The 19,045-nt window shown below is 36.9% G+C and carries 14 protein-coding genes and 3 tRNA genes; 9 read left to right on the forward strand and 8 right to left on the reverse strand.

Annotated features, from left to right (window positions below; translation table 11 throughout):
* Window position 1 precedes the first annotated feature (1 nt).
* A complete protein-coding gene (locus FQT67_RS10625) occupies window positions 2-1,246 on the reverse strand; it encodes a pitrilysin family protein (protein ID WP_012767685.1) in 1,245 nt (414 codons plus the stop codon).
* A gap of 308 nt (window positions 1,247-1,554) precedes the next feature.
* Between FQT67_RS10625 and yaaA the strand changes: the two genes are divergently transcribed.
* Window positions 1,555-1,968: a S4 domain-containing protein YaaA gene (gene yaaA, locus FQT67_RS10630; RefSeq protein ID WP_003055132.1), complete on the forward strand. Its 414-nt coding sequence runs from the start codon at window positions 1,555-1,557 to the stop codon at window positions 1,966-1,968.
* Window position 1,969: 1 nt separating this feature from the next.
* Window positions 1,970-3,076 (forward strand): DNA replication/repair protein RecF, encoded by a 1,107-nt coding sequence (gene recF, locus FQT67_RS10635; protein ID WP_003055088.1) that lies wholly within the window; start codon window positions 1,970-1,972, stop codon window positions 3,074-3,076.
* Between the two features lie 36 nt (window positions 3,077-3,112).
* Here the strand turns inward: recF and FQT67_RS10640 are convergent, their stop codons facing one another.
* The 4 genes from FQT67_RS10640 to trpS all read right to left on the reverse strand — a co-directional run bounded on the left by FQT67_RS10640 (window position 3,113) and on the right by trpS (window position 8,491).
* The gene (locus FQT67_RS10640; protein ID WP_143936429.1) at window positions 3,113-4,555 is read right to left on the reverse strand and encodes an IS1182 family transposase; all 1,443 of its coding nucleotides are present in this window, start codon (window positions 4,553-4,555) and stop codon (window positions 3,113-3,115) included.
* 140 nt (window positions 4,556-4,695) lie between these two features.
* A complete protein-coding gene (locus FQT67_RS10645; protein ID WP_003055126.1) occupies window positions 4,696-5,559 on the reverse strand; it encodes a GRP family sugar transporter in 864 nt (287 codons plus the stop codon).
* 211 nt (window positions 5,560-5,770) lie between these two features.
* Window positions 5,771-7,252 carry an IMP dehydrogenase gene (gene guaB, locus FQT67_RS10650; RefSeq protein WP_046177553.1) on the reverse strand — a complete coding sequence of 494 codons (1,482 nt, stop codon included), beginning with the start codon at window positions 7,250-7,252 and terminating at the stop codon, window positions 5,771-5,773.
* A gap of 216 nt (window positions 7,253-7,468) precedes the next feature.
* On the reverse strand, window positions 7,469-8,491 hold the full coding sequence (trpS, locus tag FQT67_RS10655; RefSeq protein ID WP_042358028.1) for a tryptophan--tRNA ligase: 1,023 nt from the start codon (window positions 8,489-8,491) through the stop codon (window positions 7,469-7,471).
* A gap of 425 nt (window positions 8,492-8,916) precedes the next feature.
* Between trpS and FQT67_RS10660 the strand changes: the two genes are divergently transcribed.
* From FQT67_RS10660 to FQT67_RS10670, 3 genes are all read left to right on the forward strand, one after another.
* The gene (locus FQT67_RS10660; RefSeq protein WP_003060785.1) at window positions 8,917-9,789 is read left to right on the forward strand and encodes a YitT family protein; all 873 of its coding nucleotides are present in this window, start codon (window positions 8,917-8,919) and stop codon (window positions 9,787-9,789) included.
* A gap of 78 nt (window positions 9,790-9,867) precedes the next feature.
* Window positions 9,868-11,487 (forward strand): ATP-binding cassette domain-containing protein, encoded by a 1,620-nt coding sequence (locus FQT67_RS10665; protein WP_003055142.1) that lies wholly within the window; start codon window positions 9,868-9,870, stop codon window positions 11,485-11,487.
* 84 nt (window positions 11,488-11,571) lie between these two features.
* A complete protein-coding gene (locus FQT67_RS10670; RefSeq protein ID WP_046177554.1) occupies window positions 11,572-14,181 on the forward strand; it encodes a YfhO family protein in 2,610 nt (869 codons plus the stop codon).
* A 220-nt stretch (window positions 14,182-14,401) separates the two neighbouring features.
* Here the strand turns inward: FQT67_RS10670 and FQT67_RS10675 are convergent.
* Both FQT67_RS10675 and FQT67_RS10680 read right to left on the reverse strand, forming a co-directional pair.
* Window positions 14,402-14,475, reverse strand: a tRNA-Asn gene (locus tag FQT67_RS10675).
* Between the two features lie 33 nt (window positions 14,476-14,508).
* Window positions 14,509-14,580: transfer RNA gene (locus FQT67_RS10680), tRNA-Glu, on the reverse strand.
* Window positions 14,581-14,791: 211 nt separating this feature from the next.
* Between FQT67_RS10680 and FQT67_RS10685 the strand changes: the two genes are divergently transcribed.
* Together FQT67_RS10685 and FQT67_RS10690 are read left to right on the forward strand one after the other, a co-directional pair.
* Window positions 14,792-15,790: an IS30 family transposase gene (locus tag FQT67_RS10685; protein ID WP_115257089.1), complete on the forward strand. Its 999-nt coding sequence runs from the start codon at window positions 14,792-14,794 to the stop codon at window positions 15,788-15,790.
* A gap of 81 nt (window positions 15,791-15,871) precedes the next feature.
* Window positions 15,872-15,945 (forward strand) — tRNA-Arg (locus tag FQT67_RS10690).
* 87 nt (window positions 15,946-16,032) lie between these two features.
* Here the strand turns inward: FQT67_RS10690 and rlmH are convergent.
* Window positions 16,033-16,512 (reverse strand): 23S rRNA (pseudouridine(1915)-N(3))-methyltransferase RlmH, encoded by a 480-nt coding sequence (rlmH, locus tag FQT67_RS10695; protein WP_003057960.1) that lies wholly within the window; start codon window positions 16,510-16,512, stop codon window positions 16,033-16,035.
* A gap of 211 nt (window positions 16,513-16,723) precedes the next feature.
* Between rlmH and FQT67_RS10700 the strand changes: the two genes are divergently transcribed.
* Together FQT67_RS10700 and FQT67_RS10705 are read left to right on the forward strand one after the other, a co-directional pair.
* A complete protein-coding gene (locus FQT67_RS10700; protein ID WP_046177498.1) occupies window positions 16,724-17,947 on the forward strand; it encodes a trypsin-like peptidase domain-containing protein in 1,224 nt (407 codons plus the stop codon).
* 88 nt (window positions 17,948-18,035) lie between these two features.
* Entirely contained in the window at window positions 18,036-18,812 is a 777-nt protein-coding gene (locus tag FQT67_RS10705; protein ID WP_003054458.1) for a ParB/RepB/Spo0J family partition protein, read from the forward strand.
* The last annotated feature ends 233 nt before the right edge of the window (window positions 18,813-19,045 follow it).

The following is a 19,045-nucleotide window of genomic DNA, read 5'->3' on the forward strand; positions in this document are numbered from 1 at the left end:
CTTATTTTCCTTCCAAGAAGTAAACTGTCTGGAGTTTTAATAAATTGGCAACTTTAATGATATCTACTTTACTAACCTTGTCAATCTCATCAATCCAATGTTTAATCGAATAAGAAGGATCAATATAGGAAGCCATATAAGTCATCTCAATCATGTTTTTACTGTAATCTTCAGATAAGAGAGCATTATTAATAAGCATTAGTTTAGTCTTTTTCATTAGTTGCCCTGAAAATCGTCCCATCTTAATATCGTTCAATTCCTTGACAATTAATTGTAAGGTTTTTGTCCTATTTTGACTGTCAATACCTGCGTAAACATCAAACAAGCCAGTGTAAACATCAAATCGACAACCGATACTGTAAGCCAATCCCTCTTCTTCTCTGATTTTTGTGAAGAAACGAGAATGAGCAAATGAGCCTAATAGACCATTCAAAACAACTAAGGCGTAATATTCCCTTTGTCCAAAAACCAAAGGAAAGTGATAAGCCAGCTGGAGGATGGACTGATTGATATCCTTTTTTTCAATGGATTCCTTGATAATATTAACAGCATCCTGTAAATAAAAGAAATCCAATTTTTTCTTACGAGCATCAAAAGGAAACTGATGTAACAATTGAACAACACGGTAATCGTCAAAATCTCCTAAGACAAAAATATCAATCTGATCTTCATTGAGCATCTTATGGAATTCTTGATAGCTGGTATAGGCAGTTTCTTTGGTGATGAGTTCTGCAGTACCATATTTAGATACTTGTAGTTCTTTGTTAAGGTAAAATAATTCTTTGATTTTAAGAGAACTATAATAAAACGAGTCTTCTTTATCCGATTCAACATAATTAATCAAGTTAGACTTTTCAATATCAAAAACCTTAGGTTGGTATTGAGCGATTGATAATAAAGGCGAAAACAAGATTTCCTTTAAAAATTGAATCATTTCATCTAAAACTTTTTCCCCTTGAAAAGCATATCGATCTTGAACAAAGGTAATATCAATGTCAACAATGTGTACCAAGCCTTTAGTTGACACATTCGTTGACAAGTTGGCTCCGTAAAGTTCTGCCAATTTTTCTCTAAACAATTTAGCTGTTGGGTAGCGATCATTAGCTGTTGCTAACATCTGTGCCACTAAGACTCTTTTGGCTACTGTTTTTTGGTTCAAATCACCTGAAAAACGAAAGGTAATATGATTGGTTTTAAACCGTTTGGTCTTAATCAGATGAAGTTGTACTCCCTGAACAATTTTCATAATGTTTCCTTAATAAATAGTGTGATCCTTACGATTATACCATTTTTATTCAGGTTAGGTGAGTGATAACTTTTTAAATTCCTTACGATTAAACAAAAAAGAAGCAATTGACTTGCTCCTATGATTTACTGCAAAATAAGGCCAGTAATACCTCTAAAAAGTTTCAACCACACTTTATTCTTAAAAATACAGATTATATTATATCAAATAACGTCTCACTTTGGAATAGTCAAATAGCCTTTATTCAGCTATTATTATTTATTCCTGTTTTATGCTATAATGACTTGAATGACAAAATGGAGATGACAATGATATACAAATTATTTACAGAATTTATTACCCTACAAGCCCTTCTTAAAGAATTAGGAATTATCCAAAGTGGTGGCGCTATCAAGGGATTTCTCGCTGAAACAACCGTTCTATTTAATGGTGAAGATGAAAAACGTCGAGGCAAAAAAATCAGAATAGGGGATAAGATTTCTCTACCTGACCAAGACTTAATTATCACTATTGTTGAGCCTAGTCAAGAAGAAAAAGAACAGTTTGCCGAAGAAATGGCTGAAAAGACACGTGTAGCGGCTATAGTGAAACAAATGAACCAAGCTAACAAAAAGACTTCTTCTAAACATAACAATCGTCAATCTACTACCAAAAAGTCACTAAAAGCAACTAAGAAAACTAAAGGTAAACCAACTGCACCTGTCCGCTTCCCAGGTATCTAATATGTGGATTAAAGAGTTAGAGTTAAAACATTATCGCAATTATGACCACCTGCTTGCCTCATTTTCATCGGGTTTAAATGTCTTTATCGGTAATAATGCTCAAGGAAAAACCAATTTTCTCGAGGCAATCTATTTTCTATCACTTACTAGAAGTCATCGCACGAGGGCTGATAAAGAATTGATTCATTTTGATCACTCAACTGTTTCTCTTACTGGTAAGATTCAGCGTGTTAGTGGTACTGTTGATTTAGAAATCAATCTATCAGATAAAGGACGCGTGACAAAGATTAATGCGCTAAAACAAGCAAAATTATCTGATTATATTGGAACGATGATGGTTGTGCTTTTTGCACCAGAAGATTTGCAACTAGTTAAGGGGGCACCTAGCCTTCGTCGCAAATTTATCGACATTGACCTTGGTCAAATTAAACCTGTTTACTTATCTGAGTTATCCCATTATAACCACGTGCTTAAACAGCGTAATAGCTATTTAAAAAGTGCCCAGCAAATTGATGCGGCTTTTCTAGCTGTTCTAGATGAGCAATTAGCTAGCTATGGAACCCGTGTCATGGAACATCGTATTGATTTTATCAATGCATTAGAGAAAGAAGCAAATACTCATCACCAAGCCATCTCAAATGGTTTAGAAAATCTCTCTCTCTCCTATCAGTCGTCAGTTGTCTTTGACAAAAGAACTAATATTTACCAACAATTTTTACACCAACTTGAAAAAAATCATCAGAAAGATTTTTTCCGTAAAAACACTAGTGTGGGCCCACATCGCGATGACTTAGCCTTTTACATTAACGGAATGAATGCTAACTTTGCTAGTCAAGGTCAGCACCGCAGCCTTATTCTTTCCTTAAAAATGGCTGAAGTTAGTTTAATGAAGGCCTTGACTGGAGATAATCCTATTCTTTTACTAGACGATGTCATGAGCGAGCTAGACAATACACGACAAACAAAGTTACTTGAAACAGTAATTAAAGAAAATGTCCAAACCTTTATCACAACAACAAGTTTGGATCACCTGTCACAGTTGCCAGAAGGTATCCGTATTTTTCACGTGACAAAAGGAACCATTCAAGTTGATTCTGAAATTCACTAATAATATCAAAAAAAGGGTTCAGTTAAACTGAACCCTTCAGATTGAAGACAAACATCGATTGGTGTTTGTCTTTTTTAGTGTTTTTAGATAAAAATGGCTGTTTCCGTGCTTAAACCACCTCATCTGAACAAAATAAAAAGGCTCTCCCGCCATCCTTTTGACCAGTTTTTTGAGATTTAAGCATGCCAAAGTCAGTCCAACCTTATCTTCCATTTTGGACTTGCCTTTCTCTCTCGTATAGCGGAGATTGTGGTATTCCTTGGCTGTGCCAAACAGTCGTTCAATCGTCTCTTTCCGATGCTGGTAGAGCTCCTTCATCCCCCTTTGATGACGAATGTCCTCGCACTGTTCCAAATAGTCTTTCCAAATATGCCGTGTGACAACTTTTTGGTGGTTCTTACTGGTCGTACATACAGATAACAGGGGACAATTGGCACAAATTGCAGGGTCACTTTTGTATTCTCGGTAGCCTTCTCTGGTCGTAGTGCGGTAGGTCAAGGCTTGATGTTCAGGGCAGATGACACAATCAAAGTGCTCATCATAAATAAATTCTTTCGGACGTAGAAGGTCTTTCTTTCCTCTTGGTCGTGTGTAAGGAAGGACAGGAGTGATCTCCTTATCAATCAGAAACTTGGCAATGCTAGGAATGTTATAGCCGGAATCCGCAATAATAAACTGTGGTTTCAAGGGTTCAAGCTTGGCAAAAAGTGCAGGAAAAGCCTGACTATCATGGATATTGCCAGCCTCAACACTATAAGCAAGCGCCCATCCATACTTGTCACAAGCCACCTGAGCAGAATAAGCGAAGACTTCCTTATGATCACCTTTGTGAAACCAGCCACTTTCTGGATCGGTTGTGGAGATTTTCTTAGCGACGGGCTCTAGCTCTTTGGCGGGCCCTAGCGGCTTTTTTCCATGCTTCTCCCTATCCCGATTGATTTCGATTTCTAGCTGTTCACTCATGAACTTGGCTTGTTTTTCCACCTCTCGGTTGATGAACTTGCGAGTATTAGCCGCAGCCTTAATATGAGTCCCATCTATGAAAATCTCCGTCGGGTCAATCAGGTCTGTATTGATACATAGCCCAAGAATATGCGTAAAAATGGACTCAATCAAGCCTTTTTCTTGAAAGCGACGGGAATAATTTTTGCCATAGGTTGTGACATGTGGCACCTTGTCATCCAAAGTCAAACCTAAAAACCAGCGATAGGCAGTATTCACTTCAATATCCTTGATGGTCTGACGCATGGAACGAATGCCATAAAAGCACTGAATCAGAGGGATTTTAACCAACATGACAGGATCAAGGCTAGGGCGACCATTATCAGACGAATAGGTGTCTTCTACTAGGTCATAGATGAAGTCGAAGTCAATCACAGCTTCCACTTGGCGCAGGAAATGTTCATCAGGCACTAACTGGTCAAGGGTATAGAAACCGTACTGATTGCGGTTATAATCAGGTTTTTCTTTGTGTAACATAGGAGAACCTCACAAGTCCTTTTTCTTATATTATACTCCTAAATATCATGAAAAGCCCCTAGAAAAGTGATTCTAAGGACTTTGTCTTCAGTCTGAAGGGTTCAGTTAAACTGAACCCTTTTTTTGATATTATGTGGCGATTAAGATTTGACTATACCTAATAAAATAGCACCTACGATAAAACAAATAATTCCTGTGACAACCCAACGCATTTCTTTTTTGGTTTTGGTTTCGCCTAGGAATAAAATGCCTCCGACAATCGAAATGATAGCACCTAATTGTGAGAAACTAAAGGCAATAGCAAGTCCTGCCTTTGATGCAGCTAGAAGCATGAAAATATTACCAATGCCCCAAAGTAATCCAACAACACTATTTTTAATCACATATTGGTCAAAAGAGACTTTAAATGACATGAAGGTTGCTGCTCCTAGGACCATACCAAATGCCATTGGTAAAATAACAGATAAAACATCAAATTTCATGATGTTATTAAATAAGACTGCATACATCACGTAACCAATTGTTGAATAAGTGAGCGCCCTAAATCCTTTTGAAAAATTATGAAGGTGATTGACTTGTGCATTAGCATCATCTTGTTTACTAGAAAAGTAGAAACCAACAATCAGAAGTAATAGTGCTAGACTTCCTACTACAAATTGCATCGGTTTTGTCCATTCATGAAAAACGAGGACACCAATCAAACTTCCCAGAACAAGTTGAGAGCCACTTGACAAAGGATTGGCAACTGAGACTCCCATGTATTGCATGGCATGAAATTGACCAGTTTGACCAATTGACCAGATAAAACCGCCTAAAATCCCAAAAATCCAAAGTTGTAAAGTCATTTCAGGTCTGACAATTAGCCAAACAACAAGTGCAAATAGCAAAGCTCCTAAAGTCATTCCAAAGGTCTGTTGTGAGGGTTTACCACCAATTTTGTTACTAACAAAACCAATACTGCCCCAAGCAAACATCGGAACAAGCGCGTATAAAATACCTTCCAAAATCTCATCTCCTTTACAGTAAGTTTACAACATTATAAAATTTCTATCATTAAAGTGTTTTCACACGAGAACTAATTATAGCTTATTTAGCAGGAAAATACAATAATATTTACCAAAAAACTGTTACTAGTACAAAGTTGACACTGGTATTCAATGACGAGTTAAAAAAAGCCGAGAGTAGACTCGGCCTTTAGTTTACATCAATATCATTTTAATGTACAGAATAGTTTGGTGCTTCATTTGTGATTTGGACATCATGTGGATGACTTTCAATCAAGCCTGCACCAGACATTTCAACAAATTGAGCATTTTCATGTAATTCTTGAATGTCACCTGCACCAACATAGCCCATACCTGAACGGATACCACCTAACATTTGGAAGACAATATCTGAAGCAGCGCCTTTATAAGCAACACGACCTTCAATTCCTTCTGGAACCAGCTTATTAGCTTCATTGACAGAGCCTTGGAAGTAACGATCACTTGATCCTTTCTTCATAGCTGCAATGGAACCCATCCCACGATAAGTTTTGAATTTACGGCCTTGGTAAATTTCAGTTTCACCTGGAGCTTCATCTGTACCAGCAAACATTGATCCAAGCATAACAGCATTACCACCGGCTGCAAGAGCCTTAACAATATCGCCAGAATACTTGATACCACCATCAGCAATAATCGTTTTGCCATATTCACGAGCAACAGCAGCAGCATCGTAAATAGCAGTCACTTGAGGAACACCAACACCTGCAACCACACGAGTAGTACAGATAGAACCTGGTCCAATACCAACTTTAACAACATCGACACCTGCATCATAGAGAGCACGCGCTCCTTCAGCAGTAGCAATGTTTCCAGCAATCAAGGTACGATTTGGGAAATGAGCACGAATCTCAGCAATTTTACGAAGCACGCCAGCTGAATGGCCATGAGCAGTATCAATAACGATAGCATCCGCACCAGCTTCAAACAAAGCTTCTGCGCGGTCAAACGTGTCAGAAGTAACACCTACTGCAGCAGCAATAAGCAAGCGACCAAACTCATCTTTAGCAGCATGAGGAAACTCGATGACTTTTTCAATATCTTTGATAGTGATTAAGCCAGATAGGCGGCCACTTTCATCAACCAAAGGAAGTTTTTCAATACGGTGTTCGTGAAGAATACGTTCAGCTGTTTCAAGATCTGTACCAACAGCAGCCGTAACGAGATGCTCACTGGTCATATGTTCAGAGATTGGTGCATTATAATCTGAAATAAAACGCATGTCACGGTTAGTAATAATACCAACTAGCTTACGATTTGCCAATGTTTCAACAATAGGAACACCACTAATACGGTAACGTTGCATTAATTCTTCAGCTTCTGACACTTTGTGGTCAGGAGTTAAGAAGAAAGGATCGATAATAACGCCATTTTCAGAACGTTTTACCTTGCGGACTTCTTCTGCCTGCTCTGTAATAGACATATTCTTATGAATGACACCAAGGCCACCCGCACGCGCAATCGCAATAGCCATTTTACTGTCAGTGACAGTATCCATAGCTGCTGTGATAATTGGGATATTTAATGTCAAATTGTTTGCAAGTTTTGTTTTTAAACTGACTTCATTTGGAAGAACATGACTTTCTGCCGGAATGAGTAAGACATCATCAAAAGTGTAGCCTTTTTTCAAAAATTTAGTGTCCCAGTTTGACATTAAGATAATCCTCTTTTCTTTTATTTTAGGGAATAATTCCCCAGTCTATTTTTTTATTGTTACTATCATATCACGCTAAAATCATTTGTCAACAAAATGTTTTTATATCTCTCCAATATAATAGAATGGCTAAATTATCAGACTTTTTACTGTATTCAAAAACACTTTGATAAGGCATCTCAAGCTAAAAAACCAGGTGCTAAAACCTGGCTTTTTTTAAAAATAATTAATTCCCATTGCAGATTTAACTTCTGATAAGGTTTGAGCTGCGACAGCCTGCGCTTGTTCACTACCTTCTTGTAACATACGGAAAACTTCCCCCATATCTTTAGCGTACTCCAAACGTCTTTCACGAATAGGTGCTAATTCACGTTCCAAAATGTCTAGAAGGTAGCGTTTCGTTTTAACATCTCCTAAACCACCTCTTTGATAATGCTCTTTCATAGCCGCAATATCAGTTTGATCCTCTTCTCTTCCAAAAATATCCAAGTAATGGAAAACCATATTCCCTTCAATTTGACCAGGATCCTCCACTTTAATATGGTTCGGATCGGTGTACATGCTCATGACTTTTTTACGGACTGTATCAGCATCGTCAGAAAGATAGATTCCATTTCCTAAAGACTTAGACATTTTGGCATTGCCATCAAGTCCTGGCAAGCGTCCAGCTTTTTCATTTTCTGGGTAAATGCCTTCAGGTTCCACTAAACAGTCTGTATGGTAAGTGTGATTGAAACTTCTCACAATTTCACGTGTTTGTTCAATCATCGGTTTCTGGTCATTGCCCACAGGAACAAAATTAGATTTAAAAGCTGTAATATCAGCGGCTTGTGATACTGGATAAACAAGGAAACCAGATGGTATACTTTCACCAAAACCTTTCTGAGCAATTTCGGTTTTAACGGTTGGATTTCTTTCCAAACGTGCCAATGACACCAAATTCATATAGTACATGGTCAATTCAGCTAATTCTGGAATCTGACTTTGAATAAAAATCGTTGATTGTTTCGGATCTAAACCAACAGAGAGGTAATCCAAGGCAACATTTCCAATAGATTCTTTAATTAATTCGGACTCTTTAGCATGATCTGTTAAAGCCTGCTGATCGGCCAAGAAGACAAACATCTTATACTTGTTTTCATTTTGTAACATCACGCGATTTTTAAGACTTCCTACGTAATGGCCTAGGTGTAATTTACCAGTTGGTCTATCCCCAGTTAAAATAATTGGTTTTGTCATCATTATCTCCTAAATATTCATTATTGCATTACATAAAAAAATCCCCACGCTAAAATAGCGTGAGGGCGTTATGACAAGTAATACGCGGTACCACCTCAATTAATACCCACAATAAAACAGGATATTATCTCAATCTTCTCCATATTAAGAAGTTGCACGATAAGGGGTGCCGACCTGAAAGTTATGTGTTCCTTCCAAACTATAACCATTAGCCCATTTCATCTTGCTTGTTGTTAGCTCGCACCTACCGCTAACTCTCTAAAAACAAGGAAAAGATTACTCTTCTAACGTAGCATTATTCTATGAAATTTTGAGTATTTTGTCAAGTTCCTTAGATTTTTAAAAATAAGTCTTGACGGTCTCAACCTATTTAAGAGATAATGAATCTACCATTTTTAACCACCTCAAAAGGAGACCTTAGCTACATGAAAAAACGTGTGATTGATTTATTGCTTGTTACCATTGGATCATTTATCACAGCAATTGGTTTTAACACCATGTTTGTTGATAATCATATTGCCTCAGGTGGAATGGTTGGTATTTCAGTAGTTATGAAAGCCTTATTTGGTATCAGTCCTTCTCTCTTTTTAATGGTTAGTAACATTCCCTTACTGTTAATGTGTTACTTTTTTCTTGGTAAACATAACTTCATTAAAACACTCTATGGGTCATGGATTTATCCTATTGCCATTCGTTTAACCAACCAATTACCCACTTTAACACACAATCAATTATTAGCTGCTATTTTCGGAGGTATTATCTGCGGTATTGGACTAGGCATGGTATTTTGGGGAAATTCTTCAACAGGGGGAACAGGTATTCTAACACAAATTCTTCACAAGTACTCCCCATTATCACTTGGTGTCGCTATGACTATTGTTGACGGTATTAGTGTTCTCATGGGATTAATGGCTCTCTCTGCTGACGACGTCATGTATTCAACGATAGGCCTACTCGTTATTGGATATGTGATTAGTGTCATGGAAAATGGTTTCGATTCATCGAAGAATGTCATGATTATTTCCAAAGATTATCAAGCTATCCGAGAATATATCACAACTGTTATGGATCGTGGGGTAACTAAAATTCCAATTCGTGGTGGTTATACCACATCAGATAAAGTTATGTTGATGGCCATCGTGTCAACTTATGAATTGCCTGCGCTCCAAGAAAAAATTCTTGAAATCGATGATACTGCTTTTATTGTTGTCATGCCTGCAGCTCAGGTAATGGGTCGAGGATTCAGCTTAACCAAACAATACAAACGTGAAGACAAAGATGTTTTATTGCCTATGTAGTGATTAGCCCCTTTCTGATTGAAAAATGGGGCTTTTTTAGGTACAATGAAGGTTAGATAAATAAGATGAGGTGACAAATTGCTTACAGTTTCTGATGTATCACTACGCTTTAGTGATCGAAAACTTTTTGATGATGTAAACATCAAATTCACAGCCGGTAATACTTACGGCTTAATCGGTGCCAATGGTGCCGGAAAATCAACTTTCCTTAAAATCCTTGCCGGAGATATTGAACCAAGTACTGGTCATATCTCTTTAGGTCCTGACGAACGCCTTTCTGTTCTTCGACAAAATCACTTTGACTATGAAGAAGAGCGTGCTATTGATGTTGTTATCATGGGAAATGAACAACTCTACAATATCATGAAAGAAAAAGATGCTATTTACATGAAAGCTGACTTTTCAGAAGAAGACGGAGTTCGTGCCGCTGAGCTGGAAGGTATCTTTGCTGAGTTAGGTGGCTGGGAGGCAGAAAGTGAAGCTTCTCAACTTCTCCAAAATCTAAATATTCCAGAAGACCTTCACTACCAAAATATGAGTGAACTGGCTAATGGAGATAAGGTGAAAGTCCTTCTTGCTAAAGCGCTCTTTGGTAAGCCTGACGTTCTATTACTTGACGAACCAACCAATGGTCTTGATATTCAATCTATTTCATGGTTGGAAGATTTCTTGATTGATTTTGAAAATACAGTTATCGTTGTTTCCCATGACCGTCACTTCTTGAATAAAGTATGTACTCATATGGCCGACCTTGACTTTGGTAAAATCAAACTCTTTGTGGGTAACTACGATTTCTGGAAACAATCTTCTGAGCTGGCCGCTCGTTTACAAGCTGACCGCAATGCTAAAGCAGAAGAGAAAATCAAAGAATTACAAGAATTCGTTGCCCGTTTCTCAGCTAACGCCTCTAAATCAAAACAAGCAACCTCTCGTAAAAAAATGCTTGATAAGATTGAATTAGAAGAAATTGTTCCCTCAAGTCGTAAATACCCATTTATTAATTTTAAAGCAGAGCGTGAAATGGGAAATGACTTCCTCACTGTTGAAAATCTTTCTGTAACGATCGATGGAGAGAAAATCATTGATAATATCAGTTTCATTTTACGTCCAGGTGACAAGGCTGCTATTATTGGTCAAAATGATATTCAGACAACTGCTCTTATGCGTGCTTTAGCAGATGATATTGACTACGAAGGAACCATTAAATGGGGAGTGACAACAAGTCGTTCTTACTTGCCAAAAGACAATTCAAAAGATTTTGCAACAGATGATTCCATCCTTGAATGGTTACGACAATTCGCCTCAAAAGGTGAAGATGATGATACCTTTTTACGTGGTTTCCTAGGACGTATGCTTTTCTCTGGAGACGAAGTTAAAAAATCTGTTAACGTTCTTTCTGGTGGTGAAAAAGTACGTGTCATGCTTTCTAAGTTGATGCTATTGAAATCAAACGTTCTTATTCTTGATGACCCAACTAATCACTTAGATTTGGAATCTATTTCAAGCCTTAATGATGGTATCAAAGACTTCAAAGAGTCTGTTATTTTTGCCAGTCATGACCATGAATTTATTCAGACCATTGCTAACCATATCGTTGTGATTTCAAAAAATGGTGTTATTGACCGTATTGATGAAACCTATGACGAATTCCTTGACAATCCTGATGTTCAAGCCCGAGTTGCTGAACTTTGGAAATAGAACCTTATGATAAATGAGGTGGCTAAGAAGACTTCTTCCTAGCCACTTTTTTTAAAATGTTATTAATGAAAGATTGGTCAGCTTATGAAACATCGTCATAAATGGGCAATTGCTGGACTTGCTAGTTTTCTTTTACCAATTAGCATTATGTTTACTGTTCTTCTTTCAATGGGAATTTCTTATCAAGGAGAAAGAACTATTCTAGCAAGTGATGCCTTTCATCAATATGTTATTTTTGCTCAAAACCTTCGTAATATCCTTCATGGATCTGATAGTCTCTTTTATACATTTACCAGCGGACTAGGTTTGAATTTTTACGCTCTCATAAGCTATTACTTAGGGAGTTTCTTTTCTCCCTTGTATTTCTTTTTTGATTTAGCATCTATGCCTGATGCCATCTATCTCCTTACTTTATTAAAATTTGGATTTATGGGACTAACTGCCTGCTATGCGTTTCATAAACTCTATCCAAATATTAAGGCTTATCTGATCGTATCACTATCACTTTCTTATAGTTTAATGAGTTTTTTGACTAGTCAACTTGAACTCAATTCTTGGTTGGACGTTTTTATTCTTTTACCCTTGATTTTATTAGGACTAAATCAAATCATCCTAAAAAAGAAAACAGGTTTATATTACGTTTGTGTGAGTCTGCTCTTTATTCAAAATTACTACTTTGGCTATATGGTTGCTATCTTCTCCTCCTTATATGCCTTTGTTTGTCTTTTGAAACTCAATAATTTCAAAAAAGGTTTAGTTGCTTTTTTAAGGTTTACAACAGTGTCAATCATGGCAGCCTTAACAAGTGCTGTTATGCTACTTCCTACCTATTTGGATTTATCAAGTTATGGAGAAACGTTCTCCCCTGTAAAACAACTCATAACTACCAATGCTTGGTATTTCGACCTCCCTGCAAAACTCTCATTAGGAGCTTATGACACGACTAAGTTCAATGCTCTTCCTATGATTTATGTCGGCTTGTTTCCTTTGTTACTTGCAGTGATTTTCTTTACCTTGTCAAGTGTTCCTCTAAAAATCAAATCAGCCTATGCAACACTCTTAGTCACTATTGTGTCAAGCTTTTATTTACAACCACTAGATCTCTTTTGGCAAGGCATGCACGCACCTAATATGTTCTTACATCGTTATGCTTGGACCTTCCCAGTAACGCTTCTTTTGTTAGCATGTGAGGCCTTAACCAGGCAAATAGAATTTTCAAAAATCAAAATAAGTATTGCTTTTATATTTCTAGTCTTAATACTAGCGACACCCTACCTGACAGCACACCGATATGATTTTTTGACACCAAGTTTCTTTTTACTTAGTTTAGCTTTTCTAGTAGCCTATACCATATGCCTACTTGCTTTTCAGTCTCGCCAAATTCCTGTAGGTTTTTTACTTAGCTTTACACTATTTTTTACCATTCTAGAAGCTAGCTTAAATACGTATTACCAAACCCAAGGTATAAATAACGAGTGGGTATTTCCTACTAGACAAGGTTACCAGAATCAATTAAAAGATATTGACAGCATTGTTAACAATCTGTCAACCAAACGTCAACCTTTTTTTAGAATGGAAAGGTTATCCCCTCAAACAGGAAATGATAGCATGAAATACAATTATCATGGCATTTCTCAATTTTCATCTGTTCGAAATCGCCTATCTAGTTCCTTACTTGATCGTTTAGGTTTCCAGTCAAAAGGGACTAATTTGAACCTGAGGTACCAAAATAATACTCTCATTATGGATAGTTTACTTGGTATCAAGTATAACCTTAGTGAAAATTCTTTGGATAAATTTGGGTTTACAAAGGTTAATTCAAGCGGTTCCATGACTTTATATCAAAATCATTATAGTAGTCCTTTAGCAATATTAACAAGGGGGGTTCACAAAGATGTCAACATAAGTGTCAATACACTTGACAATCAAACTAAGCTATTAAATCAATTAAGTGGGCAATCCCTAACTTACTTTCATCTTCAACCCTCTCAGCTGATTTCAGGTGCCAAACAATTCAATCAGCAAGTATCAGGACAGAGCAAGTCCTTGCAACAATCCACCGTCATTACTTATCAGGTAACTATTCCCGAACGTAGTCAGCTCTATGTAAGCATACCAAATATTATTTTTTCAAATCCCAATGCCAAAGAAGTTCGTGTTAGTATCGATGGTAACTCATTCACCTACACTACAGATAATGCCTATTCCTTCTTTGACTTAGGTTATTTTGAACATGCTAAAGAAGCAAATCTTTCCTTTATTTTCCCCAAAAATAAACAAATCAGCTTTACAACTCCTCACTTTTATAGTCTATCTATCGATTCCTACCTTAAAGCTATCACCGCTATCAATCAAAAAGAAGTCCACGTTTATACCAGTAACAACAACGTTATTACTAATTACAATGCTAAGGAAGATGGCTCTCTCATCTTTACAATTCCTTATGACAAAGGATGGTCAGCTACAAAAAATGGTAAGCCTATTCCTATTACAAAAGCTCAAGGAGGATTCCTAACCGTTTCTATTCTTAAAGGAAAAGGTCAAGTCATTCTTACCTTTATTCCAAACGGATTTAAACTAGGCTTGATGCTGTCTCTTTTCGGAATAATCTCGTATCTTTTCCTAGTCTACTATCAAGTCACAAGTCAGAAAAAGAAAAGACAGGTGACAAACGAAAAGGTTCACTATCCTTAGTGGGGAATGATCCAACTAGTTTTATACTTACTCTTAACACAATCAAAAAGCTGTTCAATAACGAACAGCTTTTTGATGTCTATCACTTTCTTTTAATTCGTCATAAGTCACGTTCTGAAGCAATACAATACTCATCAGAGAAATAGTTGAAATAGGCTTTTAGTTTCTTTTCTTAGTTAAATAAAAAAATCCTAAGATAATCTTAGGAAATATCTTATCACTCCGGCAGTAGGACTCGAACCTACGACATCATGATTAACAGTCATGCGCTACTACCAACTGAGCTATGCCGGAAAAAGAAAAAAATTGCCTCAATGACAATTCTGATAGTCCGTACGGGATTCGAACCCGTGTTACCGCCGTGAAAAGGCGGTGTCTTAACCCCTTGACCAACGGACCAGAAGTTTTGGAGAAGTTCTCCTTAACACTCTTATTATTATATCAGATTGATTTTATTTGTCTACACTTTTTCAAAAAAAATATAACTTTTTTTCAGGAACCTTTTCTATGGAAAACTTCTAAAATGAACTTAGCCACTTTTTAGGTATGAAAAAAGCACCTCTAAGAGGTATACTTGTAGTTCACCACAAACACAAGGAAACTCAAAAAGATGCAAGATTATTATACACCAAAAGGCAAACAATTGACAATCCATGAGCGTCAGCAAATTCAACGCTGGAAGCTGGAAGGTCGCTCTAATCGTGAAATTGCTCGCTTACTAGGTAAGGCTCCCCAGACCATTCATAATGAAATCAAGCGAGGATTGGTTAGGCAACAGGTTCGTAAAGGAAAGTTTGAAGCCGTTTATTCTGCTCAACATGCTCAGTTGGTCTATCAAGAAAATCGCAAGCGTTCTGTTAGACCCATTAGACAGCGTAGGCAAGATAGGGAGGCTATTGAACACTACATGCGTCAGAACTATTCCCCTGAGATGATAGTCAAAGCTAAGGGAGTTCAAGTCCCTGTATCTACCATCTATTACTGGATTCATCATGGGAAATTAAGTCTTGGTAAGGAGGCTATGCTTTATCCGAGAAAGGCTAAGCAGGCTAGAAAACATGCCAGTCCTTATTTTAAACCCGCAGGAAAGAGTATTGAACAACGCCCAGATAGCATTAACCAACGTCTTGAAGCTGGGCATTATGAGATTGATACAGTCATTCTGACGAGGGCTAAAAATCAATGCTTACTCACCCTAACGGACAGGAAAACACGTCATCAGCTGATTCGATTAATACCGGATAAGTCTGCTCAAGCCGTCAATGAAGCTCTTACGGGGATTCTAAAAGACTACACCGTCAACTCTATCACAGCAGACAACGGGACAGAATTTTCTCGCTTATCAGATGTCTTTCCAGCAAGTGACATCTACTATGCCCATCCCTATGCGTCATGGGAGAGAGGCACTAACGAAAACCATAATCGCCTGATTCGCAGATGGCTCCCTAAAGGTACCAAAACAACGACCCCTAAAGAAGTCGCTGCTATTGAACATTGGATCAATCATTATCCTAAACGACTCTTCAACTACAAGTCGCCAGTAGAAATGTTAAAACTGGCTAACTTCAACTTGAAATTTGGGGAACCTTTTCTATTCTTAGTTTATTAGAAAAAAATAATCAGACTTAGTAGCCTCCTCAAAATTAGCATTGACAGTCTTAACTGATTTTTGTTAAAATAAGGAAGTTAAGGTCTCATAGCTCAGCTGGATAGAGCATTCGCCTTCTAAGCGAACGGTCGCAGGTTCGAATCCTGCTGGGATCAAAAAACTAAGCACTGCTCAGCAGTGCTTTTTTCTTTATTTCGTTATCTTTAAGAGAATATCTTCTAAAGTTTCACATGAAACTGTAGTTATTTATGATATGGGCTGCCCTGAGCTATCATAAAAGCGCGATAGATTTGCTCAATCAAAACCAGACGCATGAGTTGATGGGGTAAGGTTAATAATCCAAAACTCATTAAGACATTGGCTCTTTTTTTTATTCTAGGATCAAGTCCAAGACTTCCTCCAATAATAAACGTAATATCTGAGTATCCTTTAACAGTCGTTTCTGAGATGAGTTGACTAAATGTTTCGGAAGGAAATTGTTTTCCTTCAATAGCTAATACGACTACAAAATCACGCTGTCCAATTTTCTTTTCAATCCGCTGAGCTTCCTTAGCCATGATCATTTGGTTCTCAGCATCACTAGCTTTATCTGGTGTTCTTTCATCAGTTAACTCAATCATTTCGAATTGACAAAAACGGGAAAGTCTTTTTTGATATTCTGAAATACCATCTTTGAGGTATCTTTCTTTTAGTTTTCCAACACAAATTAGTTTTACTTTCATAGCTTAATTGTATCACAAGAACATTACTTTTTACACAATTTATCCACAAGTTATTTTTCTTCAACTACTAATAAAAACCTTTGTACAAAGGTCTTTATTAGTAAAAAGAAAAGTAATCCACAGGCTGTGGATTACTTTTCTTTTTTTTATTTTTAAGGTATAATTAAGCAAAGTTCTATAAGCTATGGACAAATAATTCGGAGGACAAAACATGCCAAGTATGAAACATATCTTAAAATCCTTAAGTGTTTTACTAATTGGATTTTTAGGAGGATTAATAGCAATTATTACATTTAATAATCTCTACCCACATTCTCCTTCAAAAATAAATTCAGGTAAGGCAACAACTAGTAATATGGTTTTTAACAACACAACCAATACTACTAAAGCTGTCAAAGCTGTTCAAAATGCAGTGGTATCAGTTATTAATTATCAAGATAACCCTTCTTCATCCCTTTCTAACCCTTATACAAAACTCTTTGGAGAAGGGCGTTTAAAAGAGAATAAGGATGCTGAATTATCTATTTTTAGTGAAGGATCTGGGGTCATTTATCGAAAAGATGGCAACTCCGCTTACGTTGTTACTAATAACCATGTTATCGACGGAGCTAAACGGATTGAAATTCTTATGGCAGACGGATCTAAAGTTGTTGGTGAATTAGTTGGAGCTGATACTTATTCGGATTTAGCTGTTGTTAAGATCTCTTCAGATAAGATAAAAACAGTAGCTGAATTTGCAGACTCTACAAAACTAAATGTTGGAGAAGTTGCTATTGCTATCGGCAGCCCACTAGGAACACAATACGCTAATTCTGTTACTCAAGGAATCGTCTCTAGTTTAAGTCGTACTGTAACTTTAAAAAACGAGAATGGTGAGACTGTCTCAACAAATGCTATTCAGACAGATGCTGCTATTAATCCTGGAAACTCTGGTGGACCACTAATTAATATTGAGGGGCAAGTAATCGGAATTAATTCAAGTAAAATTTCTTCTACCCCAACTGGTAGCAACGGTAATAGTGGTGCTGTTGAAGGAATTGGTTTTGCTATCCCATCTACTGATGTTATTAAAATTATTAAACAGCTAGAAACTAATGGTGAAGTTATCAGACCTGCTCTTGGAATATCCATGGTCAATTTAAATGATTTATCCACAAATGCTCTTAGCCAAATTAATATTCCAACTAGTGTAACTGGTGGTATTGTAGTAGCAGAAGTTAAGGAAGGAATGCCGGCATCTGGCAAACTTGCTCAGTACGATGTGATTACAGAAATTGATGGCAAAACAGTTAATTCAATTAGTGATTTACAAAGTAGTCTATACGGACACGATATTAATGATACTATTAAAGTAACTTTTTATAGAGGAACTACAAAGAAAAAAGCAGATATCAAATTAACAAAAACTACTCAAGATTTGACTAAAACGCAGTAAACAAGCTACCTAAATACTATTACATTTTATCACATAAAACAGTCCAAAGGACTGTTTTATGTTTCTTATTCTATCCAGGAACTCCCTTATGACAAAAGAATTATTGATAGACCTACCAATTGAAGATATTGTTACAAATCCCTATCAGCCAAGGATACAATTTAATCAAAGAGAACTCCAAGACCTAGCAACTTCTATTAAATCAAACGGCCTCATTCAACCTATTATTGTTCGAAAATCTGACATTTTTGGCTATGAGTTAGTTGCTGGAGAACGACGACTTAAAGCTTCAAAAATGGCTGGTCTAAAAAAAGTTCCAGCTATCATCAAGAAGATCTCTACACTCGAGAGCATGCAACAAGCTATAGTTGAAAATTTACAACGTTCTAACCTTAACGCTATCGAAGAAGCTAAAGCCTATCAGTTATTGGTTGAAAAAAAACACATGACTCACGATGAGATTGCTAAATATATGGGAAAATCAAGACCTTATATTAGCAATACCTTACGTCTGTTACAACTCCCAGCACCTATCATTAAAGCAATTGAAGAAGGAAAAATTAGTGCGGGACACGCGCGTGCTCTTCTCACACTAACCGACGAAAAGGAACAGTTAGTTTATGCTAATAGAATCAAAAATGAAGGGTTAAGTGTACGACAAATTGAGCATATGGTAACTCCAAAACTCAAAACCACCCCTACCCAGAAAAATAAAAATATTTTTATCACTTCTTTAGAAGATCAGCTGGCCCAATCTCTAGGGCTACCAGCCAAAATCAAATTGAAATCAACTCAGAGTGGTCAATTGCTGTTACCATTTGCTAATCAAGAGGAATTAAACAGAATTATCAACAAGTTGCTTTAGCTTGTTGATAGTCTGTTTTTTTATTTCTACTTTTCCACAGTCTATTAGAAGCCTCTTCCCTTTATTGTCAAGGTTTTTTATTATTTCCACAGGCTGTGGAAAACTTTAGTTAACAGTGTGAATTACCTTTCCACAACTTGTGGGTAACTATAACTATTCTTTCAGGTTTTGTGGAAAACTGACTGGATTTGTGTTAAAATAGTCCTATAATTATCCACAAGAAGGAACCTAGT

The organism is Streptococcus sp. NCTC 11567 (assembly GCF_902141215.1).
Classification (GTDB): Bacteria; Bacillota; Bacilli; order Lactobacillales; family Streptococcaceae; genus Streptococcus; species Streptococcus dysgalactiae.

Excerpts from the sequence above, each read along its gene's own strand:
- FQT67_RS10660 (WP_003060785.1), top strand. The coding sequence starts at position 8,917 with ATGAAAAAACGTGTGATTGATTTATTGCTTGTTACCATTGGATCATTT.
- yaaA (WP_003055132.1), top strand. The coding sequence starts at position 1,555 with ATGATATACAAATTATTTACAGAATTTATTACCCTACAAGCCCTTCTT.
- trpS (WP_042358028.1), bottom strand. The coding sequence starts at position 8,491 with ATGACAAAACCAATTATTTTAACTGGGGATAGACCAACTGGTAAATTA.
- FQT67_RS10640 (WP_143936429.1), bottom strand. The coding sequence starts at position 4,555 with ATGTTACACAAAGAAAAACCTGATTATAACCGCAATCAGTACGGTTTC.
- FQT67_RS10685 (WP_115257089.1), top strand. The coding sequence starts at position 14,792 with ATGCAAGATTATTATACACCAAAAGGCAAACAATTGACAATCCATGAG.
- rlmH (WP_003057960.1), bottom strand. The coding sequence starts at position 16,512 with ATGAAAGTAAAACTAATTTGTGTTGGAAAACTAAAAGAAAGATACCTC.
- FQT67_RS10670 (WP_046177554.1), top strand. The coding sequence starts at position 11,572 with ATGAAACATCGTCATAAATGGGCAATTGCTGGACTTGCTAGTTTTCTT.
- guaB (WP_046177553.1), bottom strand. The coding sequence starts at position 7,252 with ATGTCAAACTGGGACACTAAATTTTTGAAAAAAGGCTACACTTTTGAT.
- recF (WP_003055088.1), top strand. The coding sequence starts at position 1,970 with ATGTGGATTAAAGAGTTAGAGTTAAAACATTATCGCAATTATGACCAC.
- FQT67_RS10705 (WP_003054458.1), top strand. The coding sequence starts at position 18,036 with ATGACAAAAGAATTATTGATAGACCTACCAATTGAAGATATTGTTACA.
- FQT67_RS10700 (WP_046177498.1), top strand. The coding sequence starts at position 16,724 with ATGCCAAGTATGAAACATATCTTAAAATCCTTAAGTGTTTTACTAATT.
- FQT67_RS10625 (WP_012767685.1), bottom strand. The coding sequence starts at position 1,246 with ATGAAAATTGTTCAGGGAGTACAACTTCATCTGATTAAGACCAAACGG.